The sequence below is a fragment of the Buttiauxella gaviniae ATCC 51604 genome, from assembly GCF_001654835.1.
In the GTDB taxonomy this organism is placed as follows: domain Bacteria; phylum Pseudomonadota; class Gammaproteobacteria; order Enterobacterales; family Enterobacteriaceae; genus Buttiauxella; species Buttiauxella gaviniae.
Genome location: NZ_LXEP01000032.1, coordinates 36,154 through 60,201, shown reverse-complemented (window position 1 = coordinate 60,201; position 24,048 = coordinate 36,154). Strand labels below are relative to the sequence as shown.

Here is a 24,048-nt window from a genome sequence, read left to right as displayed (position 1 = left end):
TTGCTATCCCATCAAAATAATTGTTTTAATTCATTATTATCAGGCTGATATGTATTAACTCGCCCGCTCGCCAGTACGTTGCCGTCCGCGAGAATTTGTCCTTCAAAACTACCAATCTTCTCATCACGCATCAGCAGCGTGACGTGGCATTCCAGTAGCGTACCTTGTGGGAAAATGCCTGCCGGGCAGCGTATTCCCCGCCCACCCAGCAGCATTCCAACCAGGCTTTCTTCTTCACCGTTTTTTTTCGCATGCCAGCCTGACCACACGCCGACCGTCTGGGCAATCAATTCAATAGCAAACCAGCCCGGTAAATTGCCTTCGGCATCTAGAAAAGGTGCAAGCACACCAGGGTTTCTCACCGTGACCCGACAATGCGCACTTTCTTGTTCCACCGCCACTACCGATTCAAGCAAGCACATGGGTGCTTCGTGCGGCAGGTAGTGTTGTGGGGCAAGAAAATCAGTCATGAGAAACTCCAAAAATCAGGCAAGCATTATTGCCGCCAAAAGCAAATGAGTTCGATAGCATTATCGGTTTGAGGAATGGTTTTGGCGCGGTGAGTAGACCACAGGCCGCAAGGCTCATGTCTTGATGCGCGTCAGTGAAATCTTGTGCAGGCAGCAGTAAGTCGCGTGCTAGCAGCATATAACAGAGCACCGCTTCACAAGCACCCGCAGCGCCTAGCGTATGCCCGGTAAGGTGCTTAGTGGAACTGGCAGGCACGCTTTCGCCAAAAAGTTGATTTACCACTTTCGCCTCGATTTCGTCATTCAGACGCGTGGCAGTACCGTGCATATTAATATAGCCAATATCATGCGCGCCGATTCTGGCCTCACGCAGCGCCATTTCAATTGCGCGAATAGCCCCAAGACCTTCCGGATGTGGGGCTGACATATGCCAGGCATCAGACGACTCACCCACTCCCAGTAAACAGACTTTACCCGGCTCTTTGGTCAGTAATATCAATGCACCGGCTTCACCAATGGTAATGCCGTTGCGCTCGGCGCTAAACGGCTTGCAGCGCACGTTACTTAATGACTCCAGGCTATTGAAACCGTTGATAGGCATGCGGCTGAGGGTATCTGCGCCACCCACAATCGCAGCATCCACCATTCCCGACTCAATTAGCCTTTTACCGGTAATCATTGCTCGCGCGCTGGAAGAACAGGCGGTTGAAATCGTCAACGCCGGACCAAACAGTTGCAAATAGTCGCTCAGAAAACGTGAGGGATCGCCAAGCTCTTGCTGGCCGTAATAATAAGAAGCGGGTGGAGAACCTTCGTGGCTGCCGCTGACCATACGGTCACCTTCATCAAGCCCTGAAGTACTGGTCCCCAACACGACTGCCACGCGCTCGTTTCCGTATCGTGCAATGGCGTCATCCACCTGCGGGCGAATTTGCGCCAGAGCAGCCAATAACAGACGGTTATTTCGGCTGTTGTACTGCGCCATTTCTGGCGCTATTTCTGGTAATTCTCCACAAACACGCCCGACCCAACATTCGCCCTGCTGCAACCAGTCATCGGTATCTGGCCCCATACCAGGTGCCGTGTTGGCCTGCAAATTTGCTGCGATTTCGTCAAGGTTGTTACCTAACGCGTTGACCATTCCGGCAGCAGATAGAGTAATCATAATTAGCTGTCCAGATGATGAATGCTGATGACATAACCGAAACGATGGTGGTGCACACTCACCGGCTGACGACTGCCGTTACGCATCAGATAATGGATTGTCTCAATCAACTCCCCCTGGTCATCTCGCAGTTCGCGGCGGGAATCGATATCCTTTAATGTCCAGCCTTTAGGTAACTGCGGCTGCCAGGCGCTTATCGGCCAGTAGCTCAACATAATATCGGCAAGAACCTGACTTGCTGGAGGCAATTCTGGCAGCGTCAATGACTGCTCGGTTTTCACGCCCTGACTGTCATAAGTCAGCCGGAATAAACGAATCCCTAACGGCGACAAACCAGCCAGCATGATTTTCTGCTGGTCGGCATTGAGCAACACCATCAATGATTGGGTTTTGCCTTTGACTTGCGCAGTCAGTAATTGTTGTTGGGTAATTGACGGCGAAATCCCAGGCGGGGGCAACGTCACTAAAGTGCCGGCTTTTAACCAGGCCTGCGGCCTTGAGCTATCTGGTTTTGTTGTGCTGCACGCACTCAATAATAAGGAGCCAAGCAACAATGCCAGTGTAGGTAGTATTTTCATTATTCTCTCTTTCCCTGAGTAGGTAGGGCTAAGGGGGCTGTCAGGAATGCACAGAAGATGCCGCAACTGAGCACAATGCCAAAGCTTGCGATGGCTTGTGTCTGGCTAAAGACCAACATGCCTAATGTGAAGAGTGTGGTCAGCAATGCCACACTTATTGCCAGAAGCGACGTCAACGGGGTGCCGCGTGGGTTACTAAAGAACAGCGTGTAATTGATGCCAATCCCGAGGACTAACACCAGCGCCAATAGTGAGAACAGGTTTAATGTATGTCCACTGAAGGCAAGTGCTGCAAGCCCACAACCCAGCGATAACAGCGAAGGTACAACACTTAATAACCCGCGTTTTACACCGAGTCGCAGCACATAGCTGATGGCAATCGCCACGACTGCCGCAGCCAGTAAAATAGTCAACAAACTACGGAAGTGGCTGAATAATTCATTAAACATCACTTTTCTGTCGACCCAACTTACGCCAGGCAACTTTGCTGCAATGTTGGCAAGTAATTCACTATTGTGAACGCCATTTACCGGCACTAGCGCGCCGCTTTTACCGTCAGGCAGCGATACCCACAACAAGCGCCAGCCGCTACTAATCACGCTTTTTTGCCAAAGATCCGGAGTCACTGCCATCTGCTGTAAATTAGGTGCAGTCACCGGAATGCCGCTTTCGGCAAGACGTTTTTGCAATATAGGGGCGGCTTCGCGCAGCAGAAGCAAATCCGCCTGTTGCTGCTCAAGAGAGGCTAAAGGAATCAGGCGATAGCTCTCGATAGCTTTTTGCTTTTTAGCCTCTGCAAGTTCAGGAGCCAGTTTTTCCAGGCGTTGCAGCGTTTGCTCGGCGGTATCGCCATAAACCACGAACCATTTCTGGTCCATACCCTGCCCGGTTAAAGCGGTAATGGCCTGCTCTTCACGTACCAGATCCTGCGGCAATGCCTGGAAACTGGCGATATCGTCATTGATTTTTAAGGAGGCAATTCCTGTGAGGCTAACCACCAACAAGGCGAGCGGCACGCCAACGCGCACTGCTTTTTTGTTCTGCCATGCATCAAGCCAGGCAGTAAGTAACCGGCTACAAGGCACAGCCTTAACCGGCAAGCCGCGCACCGCAAACGGGTACCAGCACACGACCGTCAGGCAGGAGGCAATTAAACCACTGGCGGCAAAGACGGCGAGTTGGCGAATGCCGGGGAACGGCGCGAGGATCATAATCAGGTAAGCAATAGCGGTTGTCGCCAGCGCCAGCAGTAAAGCAGGAAGCACTTTGCGTAAACTCGTGATGGGCGAGTTTTCTCGGCCATGCACCATGCGTTCAGTGAGATAATAGAGCGTGTAATCGGCCGAAACACCAACGATGCTCATGCTCATAACAAGCGTCATCAGGTGCAGTTCACCAAAGCAAAGTAGTGTGATAGCGGTGCCAGCCAGTGCTCCGATAGCAACCGATGTGGCACACAACAGTAGAGGCCGTACCGAGCGAAACACCGCAAGCACCAGTAGCAACACGCCAATCACCGTTGCCAGGCCAAGCGTTGAAACATCATGCTTTGCCTGCTGACTTGCGTAATCACTGTAGAAAAGTGTGCCACGCGACATCACTTCAGCCTGCGGGAAGTGCTGTTTCAGGTTTTGCTTCAAGGCTTGCAGTTGCTCAACCGCTTCGCGCCCCTGCTGCATATCAAACGATGAACCTTTTAGTTCACCGTGTAGCAAATACCAGTAACGCCCTTGTTTATCACGTGCCACCAGCCAGCCGTTCATCAATCGCATCTGACTGGCCGTTTGTTGCAGCGCCAGTTGTGACCCACGCACCAGCATCAACGGATCGTTTGTCAGCTCTTTACCACTGACGCCAGAAAACGCCGAGTAAAGTTGCGACAACACCCACTGAGCCTGGGCTTCGCCACCATTTTGTAAACGATCGCGAGTTTGGCTATCAACCAGGCCGTTGCGATGCTCGAAGTAGAATTTCCCCCACTCCTGCTGACCCTTTGCATCCATCGGCCCCTGCACACCCGCAAGGAATGGCTGCTGTTGCAGTTGCGTTTGCCACCATTGCGCGGCAGCTGGATCGGGTTGATTGCCGGGGCTGACCATCCACATCATTTGTCTATCGAGACGTTGCAAAAAACCGTTCTCGATTTGTGGCGGAACTTTACCGAGGCTGCTGGCAGGCAGCAGCGACAGCACACTGCTGTCGAGCCGAGCCTTTGGCAACAACATTGCGAGCAACACCACCAGCACAGTGACTATCGCAAGCCAACCCCATGCCAGACGACGATGCATATTAGAAAGCGAAGCGCTGCTGCTCTTCATGAGTCAATTTTCGTGGATTTAGTCGGTGGTCGCTAAAGGTGATTTCCGTAAAGTCGCCCTGCAAATCATTCAGCGCAATGCGATTAAGGTATTTATCGCCTTCCAGGGTAATCGTACTAAACAGCTTATCGAGCGGCGTCGTAGTCGGCGTTAAGACCAGTTGCCATTTGCCATTGCCCTGGTCGGTAAAAGCGCTGGAGAAGTTTTCATCAAGCACTTTACGGTCGGCCTGGAATAGAGCGCGTAGCAAATGATTGAACTGGAACATTTGCGGGTTGCTGTCTGCGGTAATGATTTGCGGGGCCTGACTGCCCATGACCTGCACCATGTGGCTATCATCAAGGACCAGCGTCATCGGGAATGGATGTTGTTGCTGCCACCACAAACCTTTGCTTTTAGCGATCAACACTTCACCGCTGGAATGCAGCGGTTGCGCCATCCCACTAATTTGACGGTCTTGCTGGAATTTAGCCCGCACCACCGGCTGCGATGCAAAGCTACGTTGCACGTCATCGAGGGTAATTGCGTTCGCCATAAAGCTGATACACAGCAAGGCCATTAAAATAATCTTATTCATGACTCAAGCCCATGCGTTCAAAAAGTATCTGAGGGGAGACGAAACAAAGTTCTCCGCTTGTTGCCTCAACGGCAACCTGGATGGTGTAACCCGAAGTAGCGCGTTTGCCAGTTTGGGCATCAACAATTTCATAGCCGATTTTTAGGCGGTTTTCATACTCGAGTACCGTTGCGCGCACCAGAATCTGTTGTTCAAATTTCACCGTATCACGGTATTTAACTCGAGTGTCGACAACCGGCCAGACAAAGCCAGACTCACTCATGGCACGATAGCCATAATCAAATTGGTTGAGCAATGCTTCGCGCGCCACCTCAAAGTAGCGGAAATAGTTGCCATGCCACACAACTCCCATCGCATCGACATCATGGAATGGGACTTTGATGCTGACCTCCACAGTAAAACGTGGGTCATTTAACATCCGGACTCCTTTTCTGGAGGTAATTGCCAGAAATCATAAAAATTAAACCAATCGAGCGGCGAACGCAGTGCATAACACTCCAGACGGCGCGCGTAATTATCAATATGTTCTTGTAGTGCTTGTTGCCGAGTTGCACGTGGCAACACCAAAGGATCGGCAAAGTTCTCAGCATGAATGCGCAGTTTGCCCTGTTCACGCAAAACCATCATCAAAATGACCGGGCATCGTAATGCGGCGGCAAGAATAAACGGCCCTTGCGGGAAAGGGGCCAGGTTGCCCATAAACTGGCTCCAGCATACGCGCCGTTCGCCGCCACGTTGCGTATTAACAGCAACCCGATCACCGACGATCGCCACCCACTCTCCGGCATCGAGTTTTTCTTGTAGAAGCATGGCAGTTTCCGGGCCAATATGGCTAACCGGCAGCAGATTCACACCGGCCTGTGGAGCAATTTCTTCAATAATCTGACGAAAGCGTTGAGCGTTATCGGTGAAGACGAGCGCATTAATCACAAGCCCGGCCTCAACCTGAGCCAGTGCGCGGCTGGCTTCGATATCACCCAGATGTGCGGCGAGGATTAACTTCCCCTGCCCGGCCCGCGGTTGTAAAACTTCACGGCTGCCGGGGGCAAACTCGATATCACGCCCCCAGAGAATATCGCCGCGCCAGGCAGCAATTTTGTTTAGCATTGCATCGCCAAAGCGTAAGAAGTGGCGATAGCTGTTTAACCCGGCTGGCAGTGTAACGCCCAGGCATTGTGCCTGTTGACGAACCTGAGCTAGCCACTGCTGTGATGCCTTTCGCTGCGTGCCGCCGGTTAACCACATCCACGCCACCACCGGATAGAGCAATGCGTTAAATGCACGCCGCCCCAGACGTTGGTAGATATTCAGCATTAAGCGCATTCCCGCCAGCCCCTTACGTTCTGGCACTTGCGCCCAATGAGTGCTCTTTCGACGACGCGAGAGTAATGCCGGAATGCGCGGTAACATGCCGAAGAAGAGTCGCGTATGCATCCACGAGATGCGCAGATTGTCGCGAAGTGCGTCAAAGTGCGACAGGCCATCTACTGGATAAATCACTCGCGTGCGCAAAAAATGGCTGTTGGTCCCAGCCCAATATAAACGCACCATAATTTCGGTATCGAAATCCATGCGTTTACCTGGGGAATGTTTCGCAATAACCGCAAGCGTTGCCGCCAACGGATAAACACGGAAACCACACATGCTGTCTTTTAAAGACAGTGACAGAGTTTCAATCCACACCCAAACGTGCGTGACATAGCGCCCGTAAAGACGCGATTTTGGAACAGAATCATCGTATTCCGGCATTCCAGAAATCAGGCAATCAGGATGCTTGCGCGCTTCATCTAAAAAACGAGGGACATCTTCAATGCAGTGCTGCCCGTCAGCATCAAGTTGAATAGCATGGCTAAACCCTGCCTGTGACGCCGCTTTAAGGCCGGTAATGACTGCCTCCCCTTTTCCCCGATTGTTTTCCAAATGGATAAGGGTGACGCCAGTTAACTGCGCCAGTTCCTGCTTGGTTGCAGCATCACTACCGTCATCAACAATAATCACCGGCAGTGCAAAAGGTTGCAGACGTTTCAGCACCACCGCCATTGTCGCGCCGTGGTTATAACATGGGATCACCACACAAGGGTGAAAAGCCGAGGCTGTTATGGACATAGATTAATTTTCCCGCTGCTGGCAGCAACACCACCCTCTTCGCTTAACAGGGTATAAGTGAAACTCAACACACAGCGCGTAGCATCCCATTGCAGATTCAGCTCAAGTTCGCTTCCCGGCACAATCGGGCGTTGGAATTTAACGCTATCAATTGAACAGAAGCGCATTCCCGGCGCAAGTGTGACTCCATAAGCCATGACCCAATCGAGCTGCGCCACGCCAGGTAATAATGGTTGAGTGGGAAAATGGCCTGCGAACCAGCCTACCGTCGCCGGAACAGCTAAACGTAGGCACAGTTTTCCTGCTTCGGGCTGCGAGCGCTGTAACTCAACGGGTTTCATCAAATAACTCCTGTAATTGCACCCACGAACGCTTGCCTTGGCTATTGTGTGGAATAAGCTCGACGATGCGCCAATAACGCGGAATGGCTATTGGCTCAAGCCAGGCGCGGAGTGCTTCACGCCAGAGTTGTTTATTAGCCGTTTGTTCACAAGCAACCACGACCGCGCCCAGCGCAATTCGGTTACCACGCGTAATGGGAATGACAGCGGCATCCTCAATACCAGGGAGCGCCAGTAATCGGCGCTCAATTTCACTCAGTGAAATGCGCTTTTCTTCGATTTTTACAATGCGATCGCGGCGACCTAATAAGCGAAAACTCCCCTGCGGGCCAAATTCGAGAATATCGTCTAACTGCACGCATCGGTGATGAATCAATGCTGACTCAACCTGCCAGCCATCACCGTGCGGGGTAAAACGCACTTCCGGGAAGGGCTGCCATTCGGGCGAGATTTGCGAATGTTGCCGCCACGCCAGCACACCCGTTTCGGTGGTGCCATAAATTTCTGATACCGGTGTTTTAAGCCACGCTCGTGCATTTTTCGCGGTATCGTCATCGAGTTTCCCGGCGGCAGAAATCACGCTTTTAAAAGTCGGAGCCGTGAGGTTCGCATCGAGGCGTTTTAAAAATGCCGGACTGCTGATAAACAATAAAGGATGGGTCGAATGCGCCACCAGTTGCTCAGGGAAGTGAATCATTGCAGCATCACCGGCAAGACCAAGCGCCATTGGCAGCATCACACGGAAAGTAAAACCATAGAGATGCTGGTGTGACACCGAGCCCACCACGCGACAATCGCGGATCTGTTCGCCCCACAATGCCGCAAGCCAGGCGATCTCTTCATCCAACGCTTGTAGCGTTTTAAAAATCTGCGCAGGCTCACCAGTAGACCCCGAGGTAAATAGCACCACACCAGCATCGACAGGAACCGGTTCAAAGGGTTGGACTGCCGTATACGCCAGGGTTTGCGGGTTTATCACCGGACAGCTGAGGTTGAGTGGCACATCGCTAATGACGCCGCAAAAATGCATTTGCTGTTCGCGAAGCTGTGCTTCCCGGCAATGTCCAGGGATCACAGGTGTTTTACCCGCATGCAGTGTCGCCAAAAGCGCGGTAATAAAGGCGTAGCTGTTATCAAGGCAAAGCGCCCAGCGATCGCCAGGCTGCGTTTTTAGCCAGCCATAGATACGCTGAACATCATTGATTAAATCGGCCTGCGTCCGAAGCTGCGGCCCTTCAAACGCCACAATATGTTGCGGATGGCGACCGCTTAGCCACAGCTTCAGAGGTAAAGGATTATTCATAGCGACGTTTCACCCGCTGCCTCACCAACCATTCACCGGCAAATAACGCCCCCATCAGCAGGTAACTCGCCATTCCATTCCACAATGTCCACCAGTGAATGTTACCCGCAAGGCAGGTGAATAGTGCCATGCTGCCATTCAGGATAAAGAAAATGCACCACACTTGCGTCACGCGACGGGTATATCGCACACCTGCAGCCGGTAGATCCCCTTCACGCCAACGAGCCAGGCGTTCAATCAAAGACTGGCTACTCCACAGTGAGGCACCAAATAGTGCCAGCATCACCACATTGACCACCACCGGATACCACAACAACAGCTGTGCTTCACGCATCCAAATACTGGCAATAGATAACACCGCCCCCGCAATGGCCAGCCCTTTGAACGCACGACTCAAAGCACCCGTTTTGCCACGCAATGCGCACAAGCGCAGTACAAAGCACAACGCCAGAATAGGCAGCAAAATATGTAATTTTGGATACGAAAGGGCTAACCAGACGGCAAAGGGCCAACCTATTACGGCTAGCCCTCCGACAATACTTAGCGCACGTTTTGCCAGCACGCTTTAAGACCCGCTATGCAGACGCTCAACTGCGTCTACGACATCCTGTACGGTACGAACCGTTTTGAAATCTTCCGGTTTGATTTTTTTACCGGTGCGTTTTTGCAGATGCACAACCATATCTACCGCATCGATACTATCGAGATCCAAATCTTCGTAAAGACGAGATTGCGGGGTGATTTGCTCAGGAGAGAGTTCAAATAACTTAACCAGTAACCCGGTGACTTCCTGATAAATATCTTCTTTATTCATAGCGTACTCGTGGTTTCAATCAGGCGCTGTGCGCAGGGTTTTGACTATTAATAAATGCGGCCAGATTCGCGACCGAGTAAAAATGTTCACGCATCGTTTCGTTTTCTGCGGATAACACCACACCATAACGTTTTTTAACCGCCAGACCCAATTCCAGAGCATCGATGGAATCAAGGCCAAGGCCGTCGTTACCAAATAACGCAGCCTCACTTTCAATCTCATCGACACTTATCTCTTCGAGATTCAGGGTGTCGATAATGAGTTGTTTAATATCGGTCTCTAGAGATTGCATATCACCATCCGAGTCTTAGAGTCTATCTGAGTAGACTTTTAAAAAGGGTCAGGAACCAATTCCTGACTTAAATATTGGCTAAGACGGCGCGCCGCAATCGTGGGGGCATCGTCTTGATTTGCCATAAAGCTTTGGCTGTCGATCCGCTGTTTGGCACTCACAGTAATCATCGGCTTGCGCTGAGGTATCTGGTACCAGCGGCTGTGTTTGTCCAGATAACGCTGGTCACAGTGAATATGCACCAAACGCAATTCACATCTACAACGCACAGCAATATTCGCAGCACCTCGCTGGATAACCAGCGGTTCACCCGGACGGGTACGCGTCCCTTCCGGGAAAATCAGAATCGCCTCCCCTGCCGCTATGCGTTTCTGGCTTTCAGGAAGTAATGTTTCGCCCTGACTATTAACCAGATAGTCCGCGGCTTTAATCACGCCGCGAAAACAGGGATTGTTCACCAGGCTTGCTTTCACCAGGCAACCAATATGCGGTGCCTGAGAAGCAATAAACACATAATCGAGCAGAGTCGGGTGGTTAGCGACTATCAAGCATCCATGGTCGTTTGCTAATTGCGCGCAATTTTCGAAGCGATAATCAAACACGCCCAGCCCGCGTCCGATGCGTAAAAATAGCCGGAAACTGGCGGAGATGCTACGGCGAGCAATCTGACGGCGTTTGCCATTATCGCGAACAAACAGTAACAACAAGTTAAACCATACCAGTGACAATACCAGGCCACCGCTACCAAATAGAATGAACAACCAACCGGTCATCAGCACGCGCCAGCACCACTCTATGCGCCCCCACATTAATGACGACTCCAACGCCAGCACAGCCGTTCACCAAGAAGAGTGAATGTCTGCTCGCCACTGAGCCAGCCGTGCAAAAATGCCAGCCCCTGCGGTAAACCTTGCGCACCAGGGGTTTGGCTCGGTGTTGTTTCACACTGGATCTGCGATCCAGCTTCCAGCAACAGTGCCACCGCAAATGGCATGCTGACCGTCTCACCTGGAAGATGAGAGTGATAAAAATCAGGAATCAGCCCATCGAAATCCACCAACATCACGCGTTGATACCCACAGTGATGCAGCGATGCCACTTCGATTAATGCCTGCGCAAAACTGTCAAAGCCTGCGGAAACAGAGGACGAAACCAGTGCTTGTTGGGCCGCAATCGTGGTATTCCCTACCGCTGAATTGTGTACTGACATCGCAAAATCAGTTGGTGAGAGACTCTCTTCGCACGCTAATGCAGTTAAAATCCGAAAATTTCGCTCCAGCTCACCATGGCGGCTGGAAAAGACCAGCGCATCAACATTTTGTCGGGACAAAATAGCAAGGGCACAGTCAACAGCAAGACGGCTACCTGATGCCAGACGGCGCGCGGTCATCATAGGTAGATGGCGACTTTTGGCAAGCGGGGATGAAACATCAATAATAGCTGCGGTTTTTCCCCATGCCTGCCAGTCATCATGTTCAGATAAACCTGGTGCACTGGCCTGCCAGTCGACAACGTTAAACGCTAACTTCATGCTCTGTACCATCAATCATCTGCGACGTCCCGTCAGATATATATCTTCGAATTTATGCCGACTATAAAATAAGTCTTAATTTTACGGGATTTTTCTTAAGCCGCTTATATTTTGCGCGCAATGAATTCATCAACGGCGGGGAATAGTATCAAAATGACTGGGAAATAAATATTCATACATCGATTCCAACGGCCTGCTAATCACAGGCCGCGGATTCTAACGGTATGTGATTTCCAGAACTGCCAGTTGATGTTGCGCGTCAATGTAGCGCATTTTGGTAGAAAACGGAGCATCGCCACCAGCCGTATAATTATTCAGCTTATTAAGTGCGATGGTCTGAACAACTGGCTCCCCGTTTTGGGTACAGGAAAATTTAACAGAATGTTCCTGATTCGATAAACGACAACCTTCTTCTACTATTGCCCCCTGAAAATGAATCACACCACCACTGGCATGAGCATTAAGTAAAGGGAAAGCAAGAACAAAAACAGGCAAAAGAAATGAACGTCTCAAGCTTACTGTTTTCACGCTACGGACTCCTCAACTGAAGTGGTATGAGGGTTATCGGCACAAAACGGTGAACACTACAGTTAAAACCTGGTATATATAAGAAATAAAATCCACATAACCGCTACATTTATTAAACATTGCCCGGCGGAGCCCACTCTTTTTCCAGATGAATATCTTTTCCATCCGACACGGTCACCATAATGGTCACATTATCTCCAGGAGAAATATTCATACTCATCCGTGTAAGCCGGGCAGGTTCATTCGCTTTTATAAAAATGTTCCCGCTTTGGCTGCTGTTGCTTTGCCCTCCTGAGCCGGAACGTAGCGCGGTAAATTTGTAGGAACACTGGCAGTCTTGAGTGAGCGTAGCGACAGGCACGATGGTGTAAATATCTCCCTGCTGCTGAGTATCGAAAGCAAGCTGATTACTGAGCGCGACTAATAAAACTAATGTGTGCATGGTTTCCCCCAATAAAAAGAACAGGGCATCAAGGCCCTGTTCTTTTTTTGTCTAGTTTAGCAATTAGTGCTGATAGACATTGGCCTGATTACCCCAGCCAGACTGAGTTACAGCTGCCGAAGCGCCAGTTGTAGCTTGTGTCACATTGGCACCGTTAAAGTTGCCGAATTGTTTAACATCCAGGTCGGCACGAGTACTTGCCTGAACAAGATTAGCCTGGTTATTATTACCGCTTTGCAGTAGATCAAGGCTGCTGGATTTTGAACTTTGGTTAACGTTAGCGCCGTTAAAATTACCAAGTTGAGTAACAGTTAGACCTTGATTGGTATCGCCATAATTACCATAGCCACCACTACTACCATGTCCGCCCTGATAGATTTGACCAGCCAGTGCACTTCCCGAAACCACCAATGCTGCTGCGATTGCTGCTACTTTAATAAAGTTCATGGTGAAACTCCCATCGGATTGATAATTTAAGCCCAAATAGCTAGTGTATTATCTTTGGACAACACGGACTGCCATTTGTGACCTTACTTGCACTACAACTGCGGTATAACCAGTACCCGTTTGGATAATATTTGCTTTATTACCAGAGCCTATCTGTTTAATTAAAGCAGTATTACCCGAAGTTGTTTGCTCAATATTCGCATCGTTGGCACTGCCAACTTGTGAGATATAAGCAAGATTATAACTCCCTGATTGTTCAACATTAGCTCTGTTAGAAGAACCTGTCTGAGAGACCAGTGCTAATTGCTTGCTTCCATGCTGGTCAACGTTGACATTATTGTAGTTGCCAGCCTGACCAATAATTGCTGCCTGATTTAGCGATGTTCGACTTAATTCGTTCATCGCAAAGTTATATTCTGATCTGGCAAGATCGGGATTATTTGCAAGAACATAACCAGGCGCTCCCAACAATGCTAACATCACAAGTAACGATCTGTTCTTCATGTTGTCACCCTGGGTCTAAATACTTCTACTAATAAAACTCACTCATCACACTTGCCGTTAACGTTGAGAAGAAATGTTATCTCTGCGTTACGGAAATGAGTATGTCCGTCGAAACATTTAAAATATCTCACCCGCATGTTGTATTTTTATATTTCCACTCATTACAAAGTATTAGTGGAATAAAAAAACCCAAATACAACAAAGGGTTCAAAAACGATTATTTTAATTGGCGTATGTTTTTTAAATTCATCACATTTATCAAGCATGGATTTGTCGTCTGGTTGGTTTGAAAGACTGCTATTTGGCAATTTTTAGCGTACCCATGTCACGGTGATGAGTTTTCTTAAGACTGCTAACAACTGCGAATGTAATGCCAACAATTTACATATGTTAAGTTGCAAAACGCATAAAGAAAAAAATAAATAATCCATATAAATCAACTAAATAAAGTTATTTGTATGATTTTTAAAACTATGCAATTTATAAGTTATGTACAACTTTAGTGCTAAAACTAAATAGAAAAAATATCAAGCAGAAACATTTAAATATCTACAGTTACATTTTGTAACAGCTTTAACACTTGCTTTAAGATTAGTAACCGCTAGATTGAAATCAGCAGTAACATTTTGTTTAACACATTAAGTCAGATCGTAACTTAACGATATTTGACAGTGTTATATTAATTTCAAACACAGCACTGCAGCACCTATCAGTACCTCTGGTGAATTAACTTTCTGTTAATTCAGCTGATTGATGCGCAAACTCGGACGGAGTTTCATCATGTTTAATGAAGTCCATACAATAAATAGTCAGGCGTTAAGTGCTCAAAGTTTATTGTTGATCACAAAACCCTCGCTACAAGCTACTGCGTTATTACAGCATTTAAAATCCTCACTATCTATAAATGGGAAACTTCATAATATTCAACGCTCTCTTGAAGATGTCGCTGGAAATGTTGTGGTCCTTTTCGATATGGTAGAGGCTGATAAAAAGCTGATTAACTATTGGCAAGATAACTTAAGTCGTAAACATAACAGCATTAAGTTGTTGTTATTAAACACTCCTGAAGAGTATCAATTCCGAGACATAGAAAACTGGCCACATATTAATGGCGTATTTTATATGTCAGAGGAAGAACCGCGCGTGGTAGAAGGTATCCGTGGTGTAATGGATGGGGAATGCTACTTCTCGCAAAAGTTAGCCAGCTATCTTATTAATCACTCAGGGAATTATCGCTTCAATAATGTTGAGTCCTCCCTTCTGACTCACCGTGAAAAGGAAATACTTAATAAATTGCGTATTGGTGCCTCGAATATCGAAATCGCTCAGTCGCTATTTATAAGTGAAAATACGGTCAAAACACATCTCTATAACCTTTTCAAAAAGATATCCGTAAAAAATCGCACTCAGGCGGTTTCCTGGGCAAACGATAATCTCAGGCGATAAGGCGATGAAATTACAAGCTGCTTTACTGCTGGCGTCAGTATTAGTCTGCGCCTCCGGGGGTGCTCGCGCCGTAGAAGTGGAAGTTCCTGGATTGTTGACGGATCACACCGTTTCATCTGTAGGGCATGAGTTTTATCGTGCCTTTAGTGACAAGTGGGAAAGCAGTTTTACCGGAAACTTAACGATAAATGAGCGGCCCAGTGCCCGTTGGGGAAGCTGGATAACCATTACTGTTGATCAGGATGTCATCTACCAGGCTTTTTTATTCCCCTCAAAACGTGATTTTGACCGAAATGTCACTATTGCATTAATCCAGACTGATGAAGCAATTAAACGCCGGCAAATTGATAAAGCATTATTGAGTACCGGTGATTTAACCAGCGACGAATTTTAGGAGGCTGTCATGCGTATCACTCATGCAGTTTTATCTTTACTGCTGATATCCCCTTTGTCCTGGGGAGGAAATATGACTTTTCAGTTTATAAACCCTAATTTTGGTGGTAACCCCAATAATGGGTCCTTTTTACTTAATGAGGCACAGGCTCAGAATTCCTATAAAGACCCTAGCTCAAGTGATTTTGGTTATACCGCGCCTTCCGCACTGGATAGTTTTACTTCCGCTATTCAGTCGCAACTGCTCGGTGGGCTATTGACCAATATAAATACCGGGAAACCGGGCAGGATGGTCACAAACGACTTTATCGTAGATATTGCTAACGTTGATGGGCAGTTACGACTTAACGTCACTGACCGTAAAACTGGCCAGGTTTCAACAATTGATGTTTCAGGATTACAAAACAACGCTACTAATTTTTAGTGGGCATTAAACGACAAAAAAGTATTTAAGGATAAACATTATGCAGCGCTTACTTCTCATCGTAGCAGTGTGTTTATTAAGTGGTTGTTTAACCGCACCACCTAAAGAAGCTGCGAAACCTACACTTTTGCCTCGGGCACAAAGTTACCGTGACTTAACCCACTTACCACCGACAAAAGGTAAGCTGTTTGTCTCGGTTTATAATATTCAGGATGAAACAGGGCAATTTAAACCCTATCCTGCAAGTAACTTCTCAACCGCGGTACCACAGAGCGCAACCTCTATGTTGGTTACTGCTTTAAAAGATTCACGCTGGTTTGTTCCATTGGAACGTCAGGGCCTGCAAAACCTGTTAAACGAACGTAAGATCATTCGTGCAGCACAGGAAAATGGCACCGTTGCAGAGAACAACCGTAGACCACTAGATTCTCTAATAGCGGCAAACGTGATGGTTGAAGGTTCAATTATCGGTTATGAAAGCAACGTGAAATCGGGCGGTGTTGGTGCACGCTACTTTGGTATCGGTGGCGAGACACAATATCAGCTTGATCAAATAGCAGTGAACTTACGAGTAGTAAATGTTAGTACCGGTGAAGTATTGTCATCGGTCAATACCAGCAAAACAATTTTGTCTTATGAAGTTCAGGCCGGGGTATTCCGTTTCGTTGATTATCAACGATTACTGGAAGGTGAAATCGGCTACACCACCAATGAACCTGTAATGATGTGTCTGATGTCAGCAATAGAAACAGGGGTTATTTATCTGGTTAATGATGGTATTAATCGCGGCTTGTGGGATTTAGAAAATCCAAAAGATATTAACAATCCGATACTGGCTAAATACAGAGAGATGTCCGTCCCTCCTGAATCTTGATGATCAACAGATAATAAAAAACCAGCCTCGGCTGGTTTTTTTTATTTATTCGGCTATCACTTGAGATTCAGACTTCGTTTTCCGTGCTGCAAGCCACAGTCCGCTATTTTTCATCGCAAAACCAAACACCAGACCGAGCAATAAAGAAGGCACGACAATCCGCCATTCACCCTGGTTTGCAAAGGTCGCGCAAGCACCAATAAATGTGCCCGGCACAAACGAGAGCAATATATGCCTGGCCTGAATACACATCAGGAATGCCACAACACCCGTAACCATGTAGCCCAAAATCTCCAGGTGAGGCGCTACCGCGCTACCGTGAATGATGACCTGAGCCCATAATACGCCGCTACATAATGTGCATGCAGAAATGAAAAGACCTTTGATACCGCCTTGCGGACACGCAAAATATGCGGTGCAACCAAGGAAGCCTGCCCAACTGATTAAACCAAGACTCACCGCAACCCAACCCCAGAGGCCAGAGAGAATACCGGTGGTCAATGCAAGAGAGATAAGTATGTTCATAGCGGCACATCATAGCAGAGCCTTATAGTTCGACCACGATCTGCCGCACATTTTTTGTAAACTAAAAATCCAAGTTGCACTTTATATGTGATTTAAATCACATTACTCATCGTCGGATTCTTCAAGTTCATCGCGCATTGCCTGAATGGCTTCACGGCTAATTAACGCCAGTGTGCGGTAAAACGGCGTTGTAGAATGCGCTTCGACTTTGCCAAGGAAAGTGCCAGCCCACGGCATCAGATAGTCATCAAACAAGCGAACTTGCGCTTCAAACTCATCTTCCTGTGACTGGTCTTCAAGCCAGGAGGCTGCCAGCAACAAAGTACCAAAATGATCGGCAGGTGTTTCGGCAAGCGGCATGCCGCGCTGTTTTAGAAACTCGCGCACATCACCCTCATTACTGCCAGCTTCCCATACTGAGCGATAAGGCGGCACACTACACTCTTCACCAACAAACAGCGCATTGTAATCAGCAGCCAGCTGTTGAGGATCGCAGCTCTGTTGCAGACGAGTCAGTAACTCATCTTGCTCCAGCGGCCAGTGCTCTGCTAGTTTGCCTTCGCGGATCATCGTCAACAACGGAACCAGAAGCGGATCCTGAGGCTGACGATAATAAAGTGATCCTAAAATGCGGCAAATAATTGAAAACTCATTCATGCTAACGATCCATTTAGTAGAGATTAAAAACAGAAATTAAAGTGTGGCGAACTCTTCGATTGGCGCCATACCGCGAGCTTCGAGGAAGCCAAGCATACGGGCGACTGAAACATTCAGAATACGATCTTCCGGGAACTCAACTTCGTCCAGAATTTTGCGACACTCATCAAAATCCCCAAGGGTAAAGGCAGTGTGGGAATCTGAACCCAACGATAACCAACCACCGGCATCACGCACTGCGGCAGCAATCGCACGGCAGTTCGGGCCGCTGCCCTTACGTGAATGAGTAAATGAGGAGTTATTGAGCTCCAGCGCGACATTATATTTTGCTGCCGCCTGCGCTATAGCAGGAATATCGACCGGGAATTTCGGGTTGCCGGGGTGGCTAATGATGTGGACATTGCCACTCGCCATTGCAGCAATCATCGCTTCGGTGTGAGTAGCACTATCCTGAGGCGGGAAAACAGGCTCATGGAAACCAGCAATAATCAGATCCAGTGAGTCTAACATCGGCCCGGTGCAGTCAATTTCACCAGCGGTATTTTTTATATTAGATTCGATACCACGCAAAATACCGACACCATCGACCACTCGCGGCCAAATGCGCATATTCACAAAGTGCCAGTAGTGAGGCGCGTCAGCCATATCCGGGCCGTGATCGGTGATAGCAAACAACTTGATACCTTTGCTTTTAGCAATCGCAATGTAGTCATGAAGGGTGCTATAGGCGTGGGTGCTGGCGACGGTGTGCATATGCAGGTCAACGGGATACATGGCTCTCTCCTTATATGTCTTTCTCGCAAGGATAGCAGTTATCACCGTGGTTTTTTAGCCCGGCTCAAGCCGGGCTGTGCATTAATAACCGTGATGCAATGAAACCTGACCACTCGGCGACTCACCGTTTTCAATCTGGCGAATCGTTTTGGCAATATATTCCATTGCCTCCTGAGGACGGGTAACGGCTGCCAGATGAGGTGTTATGGCAATTCGCGGGTGTTTCCATAGCGGGCTTTCCGCAGGAAGTGGCTCTTTGGCGAAGACATCGAGCATGGCCCCTTTCACTTTTCCACTCTCAAGAGCGGCGAGCAGATCACTTTCAACCAGATGCACACCACGCGCAAGGTTCATAACGAAAGCCTCATCCGCTAGTTGATTGAGCAACTGGCTGTTGATAATGCCCACAGTTTGCGGAGTATTCGGCAGCAGGTTAATCAACACACGAGTGCCTTTAAGGAAGTCACCCAATTGTTCAGCGCCCGCGAAGCTGGTTACGCCCGGATACTCTTTTTTGCTGCGGCTCCAGCAACGCACCGGGAACCCCCAGGCCGCCAGGCTTTCTGCTACTTTCCCACCCAGTACACCCGCACCAAGCAGGCCGATAGTGAAGTCTTCACGGCGATAATCATCCAGCGGCTGCCATTTTGACTGCAGCTTTAATGCCTGATAATCATCGAACCTACGGAACCAGTGCAATACCTGACTCACCGCGTATTCCTGCATCTGCAGCGCCATACCGGTATCTTCCAGACGAAATAGCGGAACACCTGCTGGCAGCATATCCGGATGAGCCTGAAGCTTACTCAGAATGGAGTCTACACCTGCTCCCAATGCAAATACCCCTTTCAGCGTCTCGCGCCCACTGAGCATTTCCACCGGGGGATGCCACACCAGGGCGTAATCCGCAGGCTGGTTATCACCAGGATGCCATTGGCGAACCGTGGCTCCAGGAAGTTGCTGCTGCATACCTTCCAGCCAAAATTGCGTATTAAATGTTGGGTGATGAAAAATAATGTCCATGCTTTCTCCATTTATTCTTAGGCTTACGCGCAGCCCTAAACAATACATGAGATGAATGTAATAAAAAATCAGCGTGTAATGCTGTTTTAAGAAGCAAGTTGCTTGAAGTTTGGCTGAACGCACCAGATTTACTCAAAAGTGAATTGACGCAGACCGTTCTTTTCCCTACATTAGCGCCCGTTCCAGATGTCAGGGAACAACAAAACGGTGAGGTGTCCGAGTGGCTGAAGGAGCACGCCTGGAAAGTGTGTATACGGCAACGTATCGAGGGTTCGAACCCCTCTCTCACCGCCATATTTAAAGAAGAGCTCGCATGCAAATGCGGGCTTTTTTTTCGCCCGTAATTCGGCACTGCTAATATCGCGAATGAATGACGCTAACTTAAAGTCCAGGTATCGTTCACGCCTTGACCAAACGGTATAGAAACAGAAGATTAAACTTGACCGAATGCGGTCTACTCCCTATAGTAGCGCCCCGTTGCCCCATGATATTGGCAACAGATTCAAAACGGTGAGGTGTCCGAGTGGCTGAAGGAGCACGCCTGGAAAGTGTGTATACGGCAACGTATCGAGGGTTCGAACCCCTCTCTCACCGCCATATTTAAAGAAGAGCTCGCATGCAAATGCGGGCTTTTTTTTCGCCCGAAACCCGTGGAGAGATGGGCGAGAACCCTCGACCCGAGGTTCGACAAATGCGCCAGCATTTGGACGTCAGGGATGCTTGCAGCCATGACGCCCGTAGGGCAAGCGCAGCGCAGTCAACCCCTCTCTCACCGCCATATTTAAAGAGAAAGTCTGAACTCACGTTCAGACTTTTTTTTCGTCCATAATTTGTCATCCGATACCGCTTTGTCCATAAAAAAACCCGAACCTAAGTTCGGGCTAAGATCAACTGTCTACATCTTTCGCTGTACGAGTAAGCGCAGCACGCCACCCGCCAGATTAAAGTGAACTCATGCGGATTATAAATCCGCAAACGAACCCAACCGATAACCACGTTCCGCAATCGCATATTTTAACGACGCAGAAGTCAAAACATCCAGTTCAGCAAGACGCGGATAGCAATATTTGCTGTTAAGAATGGTGTTATCAATAAAGGAAGGGTGACTCATTATTTCTAACGATTGCTCACCACGCGCCATGGAGCGGTCGAGTGTATCGAGGAATAATGTTTCCGATATCGCCTCACCATAAAAACCACTGTCAAAACCTTCCGCCGTTTTTACTCCCCGGCACTCAAGCCCGCCAGCTATGGCAGCATCGTAATCAAAACGGATTGCCACGCCCTGCTCTTTCGCAAAGGCTTCAACTATCGGATAGATCTGCGGGATCATATGTACATGGTGATGGCTGTCGAGATGCGTAGGTTTGCGGCCAAATAATTCGATGAATCTCGCGAACTGGCACGCCAATTCTTGCTCAATTTCCGCAAATGGCAGAGTGTCTTCTTCCGCTCGCTGCCAAATCCATTTACCCAATTTGCCCTTTTCATCAACCAGGCCTGGCATTGCAGATAATGGTCGACCCAACGTCAGTACAAAATGCATCCCAATAGCCAGACCTGCATGTTTTGCACTGAGTGCAACAGCATGTTCAATACCTGCGGCGTTAACCATCGCGGTGGTAGACGTCACTACACCGTTGGTGAATGCGTCGATAATTCCGTAGTTTTGCGCCTTACACAGCCCAAAATCATCCGCGTTAACAATTAATAACTTATCCATTGTCGCCTCGGTAAGCTGCCTTCCCTTTGCAGGGAAGGCCTCCAGTTATTTAAGTGCAGCGATAGCTTCTGCAAAGTTTGGCAGATTAGCTTCGTGAGCTAACAGCATATCGCGGGCAATTTTCTCGGCATCTTTATCAGAATGAATCAGCGGGCTTAGATTTAACGCCAGCAGAACATCATTAAAGTTTCCGCTAAGCGCGGCTTCACTGGCTGCCACTTCGAACCCTTTGATGGTGTAAATCAGGCCCAGCACTTTTTCATCAAAATGAGTGATGCGCGAGCTTGGGGTAGCACCCTCACGGCCGATGGTACAGGTCATTTCAACCGCCCAGTCAGCAGGAATATTATCAACATGCCCGTGGTGTGGCACGTTAACGTAATGCTCGCTTTGCTTGTCGTTATAGATATCGCTGATAACTTCACAAGCCGCATCAGAGTAGTAAGCTCCGCCACGCAGTTCCAACTCTTTTGGTTTCACATTCAGGGCCGGATCTTTATAAAGCTCGAACAGTTGCTTTTCGACTTTCTGAACAACCGTGGCACGTGCACCACCTTTGTAGAACTCGCCCATTTCGATGGCCAACATCTCTTTTTGCTTGAAGTAATAAAGCAAGTAAGAGCACGGCAACAGTCGAAGTGAACGAATCAGACCTTCACTGAATGGCAGATCAAAGATGTTTTTCACCGAACCTGCGGTTAGCGTACCGGACGCCACGCCATCAAGCAGTTCATCAAAACGGGAAGTCCCGTTAACAATGACATCTTTGATGAAGACCATGTGGTTCAGGCCGAACAGGTCAATGTTCAGTTCGTCCGTTGGTGCGAGTTTCAACACATCCTTAATGAACATTTTCATGCCCACTGGAATGTTGCAAACACCGATGAATTTTTTGAAGTCAGTGTGGCGATAAACTGCTTCGGTGACCATGCCAGCCGGGTTAGTGAAGTTGATAACCCATGCGTCTGGGCAGATCTCTTTCACATCATTAATGATGTCGAAAATCACCGGAATAGTACGCAGACCTTTAAACAAACCACCCGCACCGTTAGTTTCCTGGCCCAAATAGCCGTAGCTTAGCGGGATACGCTCATCAAGTTCACGGGCTTTAAGCTGCCCGACACGCAATTGCGTGGTAACAAAATCGGCATCTACCAGCGCTTCGCGGCGATCGAGGGTTTTATACAGTGCAATTGGCACTGCCGCGCGTTCAATCATACGCAAGCAGAGATCGAAAATAATATCTTGTTTCTCTTTTCCGGCTTCAACATCAACCAGCCATAATTCAGTTATCGGCAATTCTTCGTAACGTTTAATAAAACCTTCGAGTAATTCAGGGGTATAGCTGCTACCACCACCGATTGTGACGACTTTCAATTTTTTACTCATGAGGACTCCGGTACAAGTTTATTGCACTGTAAATTAAGACAGCGATATAGATGTATTATTGAAGGTTATATGCCGCACTAATAATATGGGGTATATTGACCAACCTTCACTAATACATTCACAATGGATATGAATAATGACTATTTAATGCTGTATAACTGCTTCCGATAATGCTGCGGTGTAAATGACGTTAACTTCTTAAAGTTTTTAATAAACATACTGGCACTACTATAACCTGACTCGAAAGCAATGTCGGTGACAGAATAGTTGGTAATTTCCAGTTGCTTCTTAGCAAAATCAATTCTTATCTCATTAATAATTTGCATCGGTGTTTTGCCATAGTGGCGCTGTGTAGCACGGGTTAAGTACTCCTGTGACTTACCGGACAACTCCACCATATTCACTAATGCTTTATCGCCAAACATCAACTTGCCATGCATCTGCTCAACAGCATTTTTCAGCCAGCCAGGAATATCACCGCCGGACTCAGATTCTTTATGATGGCGCAGACGGTTCACAATATAAAACGTCACCATTTCGAGAAACTCATTAAACTCACCCTGACGGAAGTTTAATGAAGCAGTCACAGATTCAATATAAGTCAAAAATTCATTCTTAATTTGATAAACCTGTGACGCAATAAAATATGCTGGGAATAACGGTAAATAATGTTGTTCAAAAAAAGCCTTGCTAATACCAACATTCAAAATTCGGGTCGCACCAAAATCATAAAAACTTTGATGATAAGAGCCGAGTGGAATGAAAACAAAACTCCCTCTTTCCAGCAGCACACGTTTACCGTTGATTTCCTGATAATAACGCCCTGTCAGCACTACCGTAAATTCGTAATAATCATGCTGGTGCAGCCCGGAGACACTTTCGACTTTGTTGTGGATGAACATGTGGAAATGTTGACCATCAAAAAGCTGGCTCTCGCGTGCCGTGTTGATTTCCATACTGATTACCGGTGGCTGCATAGGGACTCCAACTTATTTTATTTTTTCGTGAAGCTCAATAAGTTCTGTAACCAACTCACGCGCCAGCATAGAAGTCATCAGGTGATCCTGTGCATGAACCAGCACCAGGCTAACTTTAGTTTTGCCTTCGCCCTGGTCACCTTCAATCAATTTGGTTTGCACCAGGTGCGCTGCATTCAGTGCTTCACGAGACTGCGCCATCAACTCCCTGGCTTTTTCAAAATCACCTGTTTTCGCGATTTTCAGTGCGCCGTATGCAAGGCTGCGAGCCTGACCTGAGTTAATGATTAAACCCATCACCACTTCTTCAAGATCGTCGGTATCCACTTCGTTATCGACTGCGCTATCCAAATCAAACATTTCAATCTCCCGGTATATTTAAAGTGGTTGGGGATAGGGGGCCATCCCCAACCAAAACTACTACCCT

The 24,048-nt window shown here is 48.1% G+C and carries 30 protein-coding genes and 2 tRNA genes; 6 read left to right on the top strand and 26 right to left on the bottom strand.

Annotation, left to right across the window (positions count from 1 at the left end; translation table 11 throughout):
- Window positions 1-11 precede the first annotated feature (11 nt).
- From M977_RS18390 to csgB, 18 genes are all read right to left on the bottom strand, one after another.
- On the bottom strand, window positions 12-470 hold the full coding sequence (locus M977_RS18390) for a hotdog family protein (RefSeq protein ID WP_064517806.1): 459 nt from the start codon (window positions 468-470) through the stop codon (window positions 12-14).
- The gene (locus M977_RS18385; RefSeq protein WP_064517804.1) at window positions 463-1,635 is read right to left on the bottom strand and encodes a beta-ketoacyl-[acyl-carrier-protein] synthase family protein; all 1,173 of its coding nucleotides are present in this window, start codon (window positions 1,633-1,635) and stop codon (window positions 463-465) included. The genes M977_RS18390 and M977_RS18385 overlap by 8 nt, the downstream gene beginning before the upstream one ends.
- A gap of 2 nt (window positions 1,636-1,637) precedes the next feature.
- Window positions 1,638-2,213 carry a DUF3261 domain-containing protein gene (locus tag M977_RS18380; protein WP_064517802.1) on the bottom strand — a complete coding sequence of 192 codons (576 nt, stop codon included), beginning with the start codon at window positions 2,211-2,213 and terminating at the stop codon, window positions 1,638-1,640.
- A complete protein-coding gene (locus tag M977_RS18375; RefSeq protein WP_064517801.1) occupies window positions 2,213-4,531 on the bottom strand; it encodes an MMPL family transporter in 2,319 nt (772 codons plus the stop codon). The genes M977_RS18380 and M977_RS18375 overlap by 1 nt, the downstream gene beginning before the upstream one ends.
- Window positions 4,503-5,108, bottom strand: coding sequence for an outer membrane lipoprotein carrier protein LolA (locus M977_RS18370; protein ID WP_064517799.1), 606 nt, complete (start codon window positions 5,106-5,108; stop codon window positions 4,503-4,505). Before M977_RS18370 ends, M977_RS18375 begins: the two co-directional genes overlap by 29 nt.
- A complete protein-coding gene (locus tag M977_RS18365; RefSeq protein WP_064517797.1) occupies window positions 5,101-5,526 on the bottom strand; it encodes an acyl-CoA thioesterase in 426 nt (141 codons plus the stop codon). Before M977_RS18365 ends, M977_RS18370 begins: the two co-directional genes overlap by 8 nt.
- Window positions 5,520-7,214: a glycosyltransferase family 2 protein gene (locus M977_RS18360; RefSeq protein ID WP_064517795.1), complete on the bottom strand. Its 1,695-nt coding sequence runs from the start codon at window positions 7,212-7,214 to the stop codon at window positions 5,520-5,522. Before M977_RS18360 ends, M977_RS18365 begins: the two co-directional genes overlap by 7 nt.
- On the bottom strand, window positions 7,205-7,555 hold the full coding sequence (locus tag M977_RS18355) for an ApeI family dehydratase (protein ID WP_064517793.1): 351 nt from the start codon (window positions 7,553-7,555) through the stop codon (window positions 7,205-7,207). Before M977_RS18355 ends, M977_RS18360 begins: the two co-directional genes overlap by 10 nt.
- On the bottom strand, window positions 7,542-8,858 hold the full coding sequence (locus M977_RS18350; RefSeq protein WP_064517791.1) for an AMP-binding protein: 1,317 nt from the start codon (window positions 8,856-8,858) through the stop codon (window positions 7,542-7,544). The genes M977_RS18355 and M977_RS18350 overlap by 14 nt, the downstream gene beginning before the upstream one ends.
- Entirely contained in the window at window positions 8,851-9,420 is a 570-nt protein-coding gene (locus tag M977_RS18345) for a COG4648 family protein (protein ID WP_064517790.1), read from the bottom strand. The genes M977_RS18350 and M977_RS18345 overlap by 8 nt, the downstream gene beginning before the upstream one ends.
- Window positions 9,421-9,423: 3 nt before the next feature.
- Window positions 9,424-9,672: an acyl carrier protein gene (locus M977_RS18340; RefSeq protein ID WP_064517788.1), complete on the bottom strand. Its 249-nt coding sequence runs from the start codon at window positions 9,670-9,672 to the stop codon at window positions 9,424-9,426.
- Between the two features lie 19 nt (window positions 9,673-9,691).
- Window positions 9,692-9,964, bottom strand: a complete 273-nt coding sequence (locus tag M977_RS18335; protein ID WP_064517787.1) for a phosphopantetheine-binding protein — start codon at window positions 9,962-9,964, stop codon at window positions 9,692-9,694.
- Between the two features lie 38 nt (window positions 9,965-10,002).
- Window positions 10,003-10,773 (bottom strand): lysophospholipid acyltransferase family protein, encoded by a 771-nt coding sequence (locus M977_RS18330; protein ID WP_064517785.1) that lies wholly within the window; start codon window positions 10,771-10,773, stop codon window positions 10,003-10,005.
- Window positions 10,773-11,495, bottom strand: a complete 723-nt coding sequence (locus M977_RS18325) for a beta-ketoacyl synthase chain length factor (RefSeq protein WP_064517784.1) — start codon at window positions 11,493-11,495, stop codon at window positions 10,773-10,775. The genes M977_RS18330 and M977_RS18325 overlap by 1 nt, the downstream gene beginning before the upstream one ends.
- Window positions 11,496-11,711: 216 nt before the next feature.
- Entirely contained in the window at window positions 11,712-12,023 is a 312-nt protein-coding gene (locus M977_RS18320) for a hypothetical protein (protein ID WP_064517782.1), read from the bottom strand.
- Between the two features lie 112 nt (window positions 12,024-12,135).
- A complete protein-coding gene (gene csgC / locus M977_RS18315; RefSeq protein ID WP_064517780.1) occupies window positions 12,136-12,465 on the bottom strand; it encodes a curli assembly chaperone CsgC in 330 nt (109 codons plus the stop codon).
- 63 nt (window positions 12,466-12,528) lie between these two features.
- Window positions 12,529-12,912 carry a hypothetical protein gene (locus tag M977_RS18310; protein WP_064517778.1) on the bottom strand — a complete coding sequence of 128 codons (384 nt, stop codon included), beginning with the start codon at window positions 12,910-12,912 and terminating at the stop codon, window positions 12,529-12,531.
- Between the two features lie 48 nt (window positions 12,913-12,960).
- Window positions 12,961-13,416, bottom strand: coding sequence for a curli minor subunit CsgB (gene csgB / locus M977_RS18305; protein ID WP_064517776.1), 456 nt, complete (start codon window positions 13,414-13,416; stop codon window positions 12,961-12,963).
- 780 nt (window positions 13,417-14,196) lie between these two features.
- On the opposite strand from csgB, the gene csgD reads away from it, so the two are divergent.
- Genes csgD through csgG form a run of 4 tightly spaced genes read left to right on the top strand, consistent with a single transcriptional unit; the run spans window position 14,197 to window position 16,553 of the window.
- Window positions 14,197-14,862 carry a biofilm master transcriptional regulator CsgD gene (gene csgD, locus M977_RS18295; protein ID WP_064517772.1) on the top strand — a complete coding sequence of 222 codons (666 nt, stop codon included), beginning with the start codon at window positions 14,197-14,199 and terminating at the stop codon, window positions 14,860-14,862.
- Window positions 14,863-14,866: 4 nt separating this feature from the next.
- Window positions 14,867-15,256: a curli production assembly/transport protein CsgE gene (gene csgE, locus M977_RS18290; RefSeq protein ID WP_064517770.1), complete on the top strand. Its 390-nt coding sequence runs from the start codon at window positions 14,867-14,869 to the stop codon at window positions 15,254-15,256.
- A 9-nt stretch (window positions 15,257-15,265) separates the two neighbouring features.
- The gene (gene csgF, locus M977_RS18285) at window positions 15,266-15,679 is read left to right on the top strand and encodes a curli production assembly/transport protein CsgF (RefSeq protein WP_064517768.1); all 414 of its coding nucleotides are present in this window, start codon (window positions 15,266-15,268) and stop codon (window positions 15,677-15,679) included.
- A gap of 40 nt (window positions 15,680-15,719) precedes the next feature.
- Window positions 15,720-16,553, top strand: coding sequence for a curli production assembly/transport protein CsgG (csgG, locus tag M977_RS18280; RefSeq protein ID WP_064517767.1), 834 nt, complete (start codon window positions 15,720-15,722; stop codon window positions 16,551-16,553).
- Window positions 16,554-16,598: 45 nt separating this feature from the next.
- On the opposite strand, the gene M977_RS18275 is transcribed toward csgG, so the two are convergent.
- The 4 genes from M977_RS18275 to ghrA form a co-directional block, all read right to left on the bottom strand.
- Window positions 16,599-17,078, bottom strand: a complete 480-nt coding sequence (locus M977_RS18275; protein ID WP_064517764.1) for a DUF1097 domain-containing protein — start codon at window positions 17,076-17,078, stop codon at window positions 16,599-16,601.
- Between the two features lie 102 nt (window positions 17,079-17,180).
- Entirely contained in the window at window positions 17,181-17,735 is a 555-nt protein-coding gene (locus tag M977_RS18270) for a TorD/DmsD family molecular chaperone (RefSeq protein ID WP_064517763.1), read from the bottom strand.
- 36 nt (window positions 17,736-17,771) lie between these two features.
- Window positions 17,772-18,509 carry a phosphatase gene (locus tag M977_RS18265; RefSeq protein ID WP_064517761.1) on the bottom strand — a complete coding sequence of 246 codons (738 nt, stop codon included), beginning with the start codon at window positions 18,507-18,509 and terminating at the stop codon, window positions 17,772-17,774.
- 81 nt (window positions 18,510-18,590) lie between these two features.
- The gene (ghrA, locus tag M977_RS18260; RefSeq protein WP_064517759.1) at window positions 18,591-19,532 is read right to left on the bottom strand and encodes a glyoxylate/hydroxypyruvate reductase GhrA; all 942 of its coding nucleotides are present in this window, start codon (window positions 19,530-19,532) and stop codon (window positions 18,591-18,593) included.
- A 206-nt stretch (window positions 19,533-19,738) separates the two neighbouring features.
- Here ghrA and M977_RS18255 point away from each other — a divergent pair.
- Together M977_RS18255 and M977_RS18250 are read left to right on the top strand one after the other, a co-directional pair.
- A tRNA-Ser gene (locus tag M977_RS18255) sits at window positions 19,739-19,826 on the top strand.
- Window positions 19,827-20,041: 215 nt separating this feature from the next.
- Window positions 20,042-20,129, top strand: a tRNA-Ser gene (locus tag M977_RS18250).
- 364 nt (window positions 20,130-20,493) lie between these two features.
- Here the strand turns inward: M977_RS18250 and chbG are convergent.
- The 4 genes from chbG to chbA all read right to left on the bottom strand — a co-directional run bounded on the left by chbG (window position 20,494) and on the right by chbA (window position 23,981).
- Window positions 20,494-21,255, bottom strand: coding sequence for a chitin disaccharide deacetylase (chbG, locus tag M977_RS18245; RefSeq protein ID WP_064517757.1), 762 nt, complete (start codon window positions 21,253-21,255; stop codon window positions 20,494-20,496).
- Between the two features lie 45 nt (window positions 21,256-21,300).
- A complete protein-coding gene (locus M977_RS18240; protein WP_064517755.1) occupies window positions 21,301-22,644 on the bottom strand; it encodes a 6-phospho-beta-glucosidase in 1,344 nt (447 codons plus the stop codon).
- 140 nt (window positions 22,645-22,784) lie between these two features.
- The gene (gene chbR, locus M977_RS18235) at window positions 22,785-23,621 is read right to left on the bottom strand and encodes a transcriptional regulator ChbR (protein WP_064517754.1); all 837 of its coding nucleotides are present in this window, start codon (window positions 23,619-23,621) and stop codon (window positions 22,785-22,787) included.
- 12 nt (window positions 23,622-23,633) lie between these two features.
- Window positions 23,634-23,981, bottom strand: coding sequence for a PTS N,N'-diacetylchitobiose transporter subunit IIA (chbA, locus tag M977_RS18230; RefSeq protein WP_064517752.1), 348 nt, complete (start codon window positions 23,979-23,981; stop codon window positions 23,634-23,636).
- Window positions 23,982-24,048 lie beyond the last annotated feature (67 nt).

Excerpts from the sequence above, each read along its gene's own strand:
- chbA (WP_064517752.1), bottom strand. The coding sequence starts at position 23,981 with ATGTTTGATTTGGATAGCGCAGTCGATAACGAAGTGGATACCGACGAT.
- M977_RS18390 (WP_064517806.1), bottom strand. The coding sequence starts at position 470 with ATGACTGATTTTCTTGCCCCACAACACTACCTGCCGCACGAAGCACCC.
- M977_RS18385 (WP_064517804.1), bottom strand. The coding sequence starts at position 1,635 with ATGATTACTCTATCTGCTGCCGGAATGGTCAACGCGTTAGGTAACAAC.
- M977_RS18340 (WP_064517788.1), bottom strand. The coding sequence starts at position 9,672 with ATGAATAAAGAAGATATTTATCAGGAAGTCACCGGGTTACTGGTTAAG.
- M977_RS18335 (WP_064517787.1), bottom strand. The coding sequence starts at position 9,964 with ATGCAATCTCTAGAGACCGATATTAAACAACTCATTATCGACACCCTG.
- chbG (WP_064517757.1), bottom strand. The coding sequence starts at position 21,255 with ATGGATAAGTTATTAATTGTTAACGCGGATGATTTTGGGCTGTGTAAG.
- M977_RS18360 (WP_064517795.1), bottom strand. The coding sequence starts at position 7,214 with ATGTCCATAACAGCCTCGGCTTTTCACCCTTGTGTGGTGATCCCATGT.
- M977_RS18380 (WP_064517802.1), bottom strand. The coding sequence starts at position 2,213 with ATGAAAATACTACCTACACTGGCATTGTTGCTTGGCTCCTTATTATTG.
- M977_RS18375 (WP_064517801.1), bottom strand. The coding sequence starts at position 4,531 with ATGAAGAGCAGCAGCGCTTCGCTTTCTAATATGCATCGTCGTCTGGCA.
- M977_RS18265 (WP_064517761.1), bottom strand. The coding sequence starts at position 18,509 with ATGTATCCCGTTGACCTGCATATGCACACCGTCGCCAGCACCCACGCC.
- M977_RS18270 (WP_064517763.1), bottom strand. The coding sequence starts at position 17,735 with ATGAATGAGTTTTCAATTATTTGCCGCATTTTAGGATCACTTTATTAT.
- csgE (WP_064517770.1), top strand. The coding sequence starts at position 14,867 with ATGAAATTACAAGCTGCTTTACTGCTGGCGTCAGTATTAGTCTGCGCC.
- csgF (WP_064517768.1), top strand. The coding sequence starts at position 15,266 with ATGCGTATCACTCATGCAGTTTTATCTTTACTGCTGATATCCCCTTTG.
- csgD (WP_064517772.1), top strand. The coding sequence starts at position 14,197 with ATGTTTAATGAAGTCCATACAATAAATAGTCAGGCGTTAAGTGCTCAA.
- M977_RS18325 (WP_064517784.1), bottom strand. The coding sequence starts at position 11,495 with ATGAAGTTAGCGTTTAACGTTGTCGACTGGCAGGCCAGTGCACCAGGT.
- ghrA (WP_064517759.1), bottom strand. The coding sequence starts at position 19,532 with ATGGACATTATTTTTCATCACCCAACATTTAATACGCAATTTTGGCTG.
- csgG (WP_064517767.1), top strand. The coding sequence starts at position 15,720 with ATGCAGCGCTTACTTCTCATCGTAGCAGTGTGTTTATTAAGTGGTTGT.
- M977_RS18370 (WP_064517799.1), bottom strand. The coding sequence starts at position 5,108 with ATGAATAAGATTATTTTAATGGCCTTGCTGTGTATCAGCTTTATGGCG.
- M977_RS18365 (WP_064517797.1), bottom strand. The coding sequence starts at position 5,526 with ATGTTAAATGACCCACGTTTTACTGTGGAGGTCAGCATCAAAGTCCCA.
- M977_RS18310 (WP_064517778.1), bottom strand. The coding sequence starts at position 12,912 with ATGAACTTTATTAAAGTAGCAGCAATCGCAGCAGCATTGGTGGTTTCG.
- M977_RS18275 (WP_064517764.1), bottom strand. The coding sequence starts at position 17,078 with ATGAACATACTTATCTCTCTTGCATTGACCACCGGTATTCTCTCTGGC.
- csgB (WP_064517776.1), bottom strand. The coding sequence starts at position 13,416 with ATGAAGAACAGATCGTTACTTGTGATGTTAGCATTGTTGGGAGCGCCT.
- chbR (WP_064517754.1), bottom strand. The coding sequence starts at position 23,621 with ATGCAGCCACCGGTAATCAGTATGGAAATCAACACGGCACGCGAGAGC.
- csgC (WP_064517780.1), bottom strand. The coding sequence starts at position 12,465 with ATGCACACATTAGTTTTATTAGTCGCGCTCAGTAATCAGCTTGCTTTC.
- M977_RS18350 (WP_064517791.1), bottom strand. The coding sequence starts at position 8,858 with ATGAATAATCCTTTACCTCTGAAGCTGTGGCTAAGCGGTCGCCATCCG.
- M977_RS18355 (WP_064517793.1), bottom strand. The coding sequence starts at position 7,555 with ATGAAACCCGTTGAGTTACAGCGCTCGCAGCCCGAAGCAGGAAAACTG.
- M977_RS18240 (WP_064517755.1), bottom strand. The coding sequence starts at position 22,644 with ATGAGTAAAAAATTGAAAGTCGTCACAATCGGTGGTGGTAGCAGCTAT.
- M977_RS18330 (WP_064517785.1), bottom strand. The coding sequence starts at position 10,773 with ATGTGGGGGCGCATAGAGTGGTGCTGGCGCGTGCTGATGACCGGTTGG.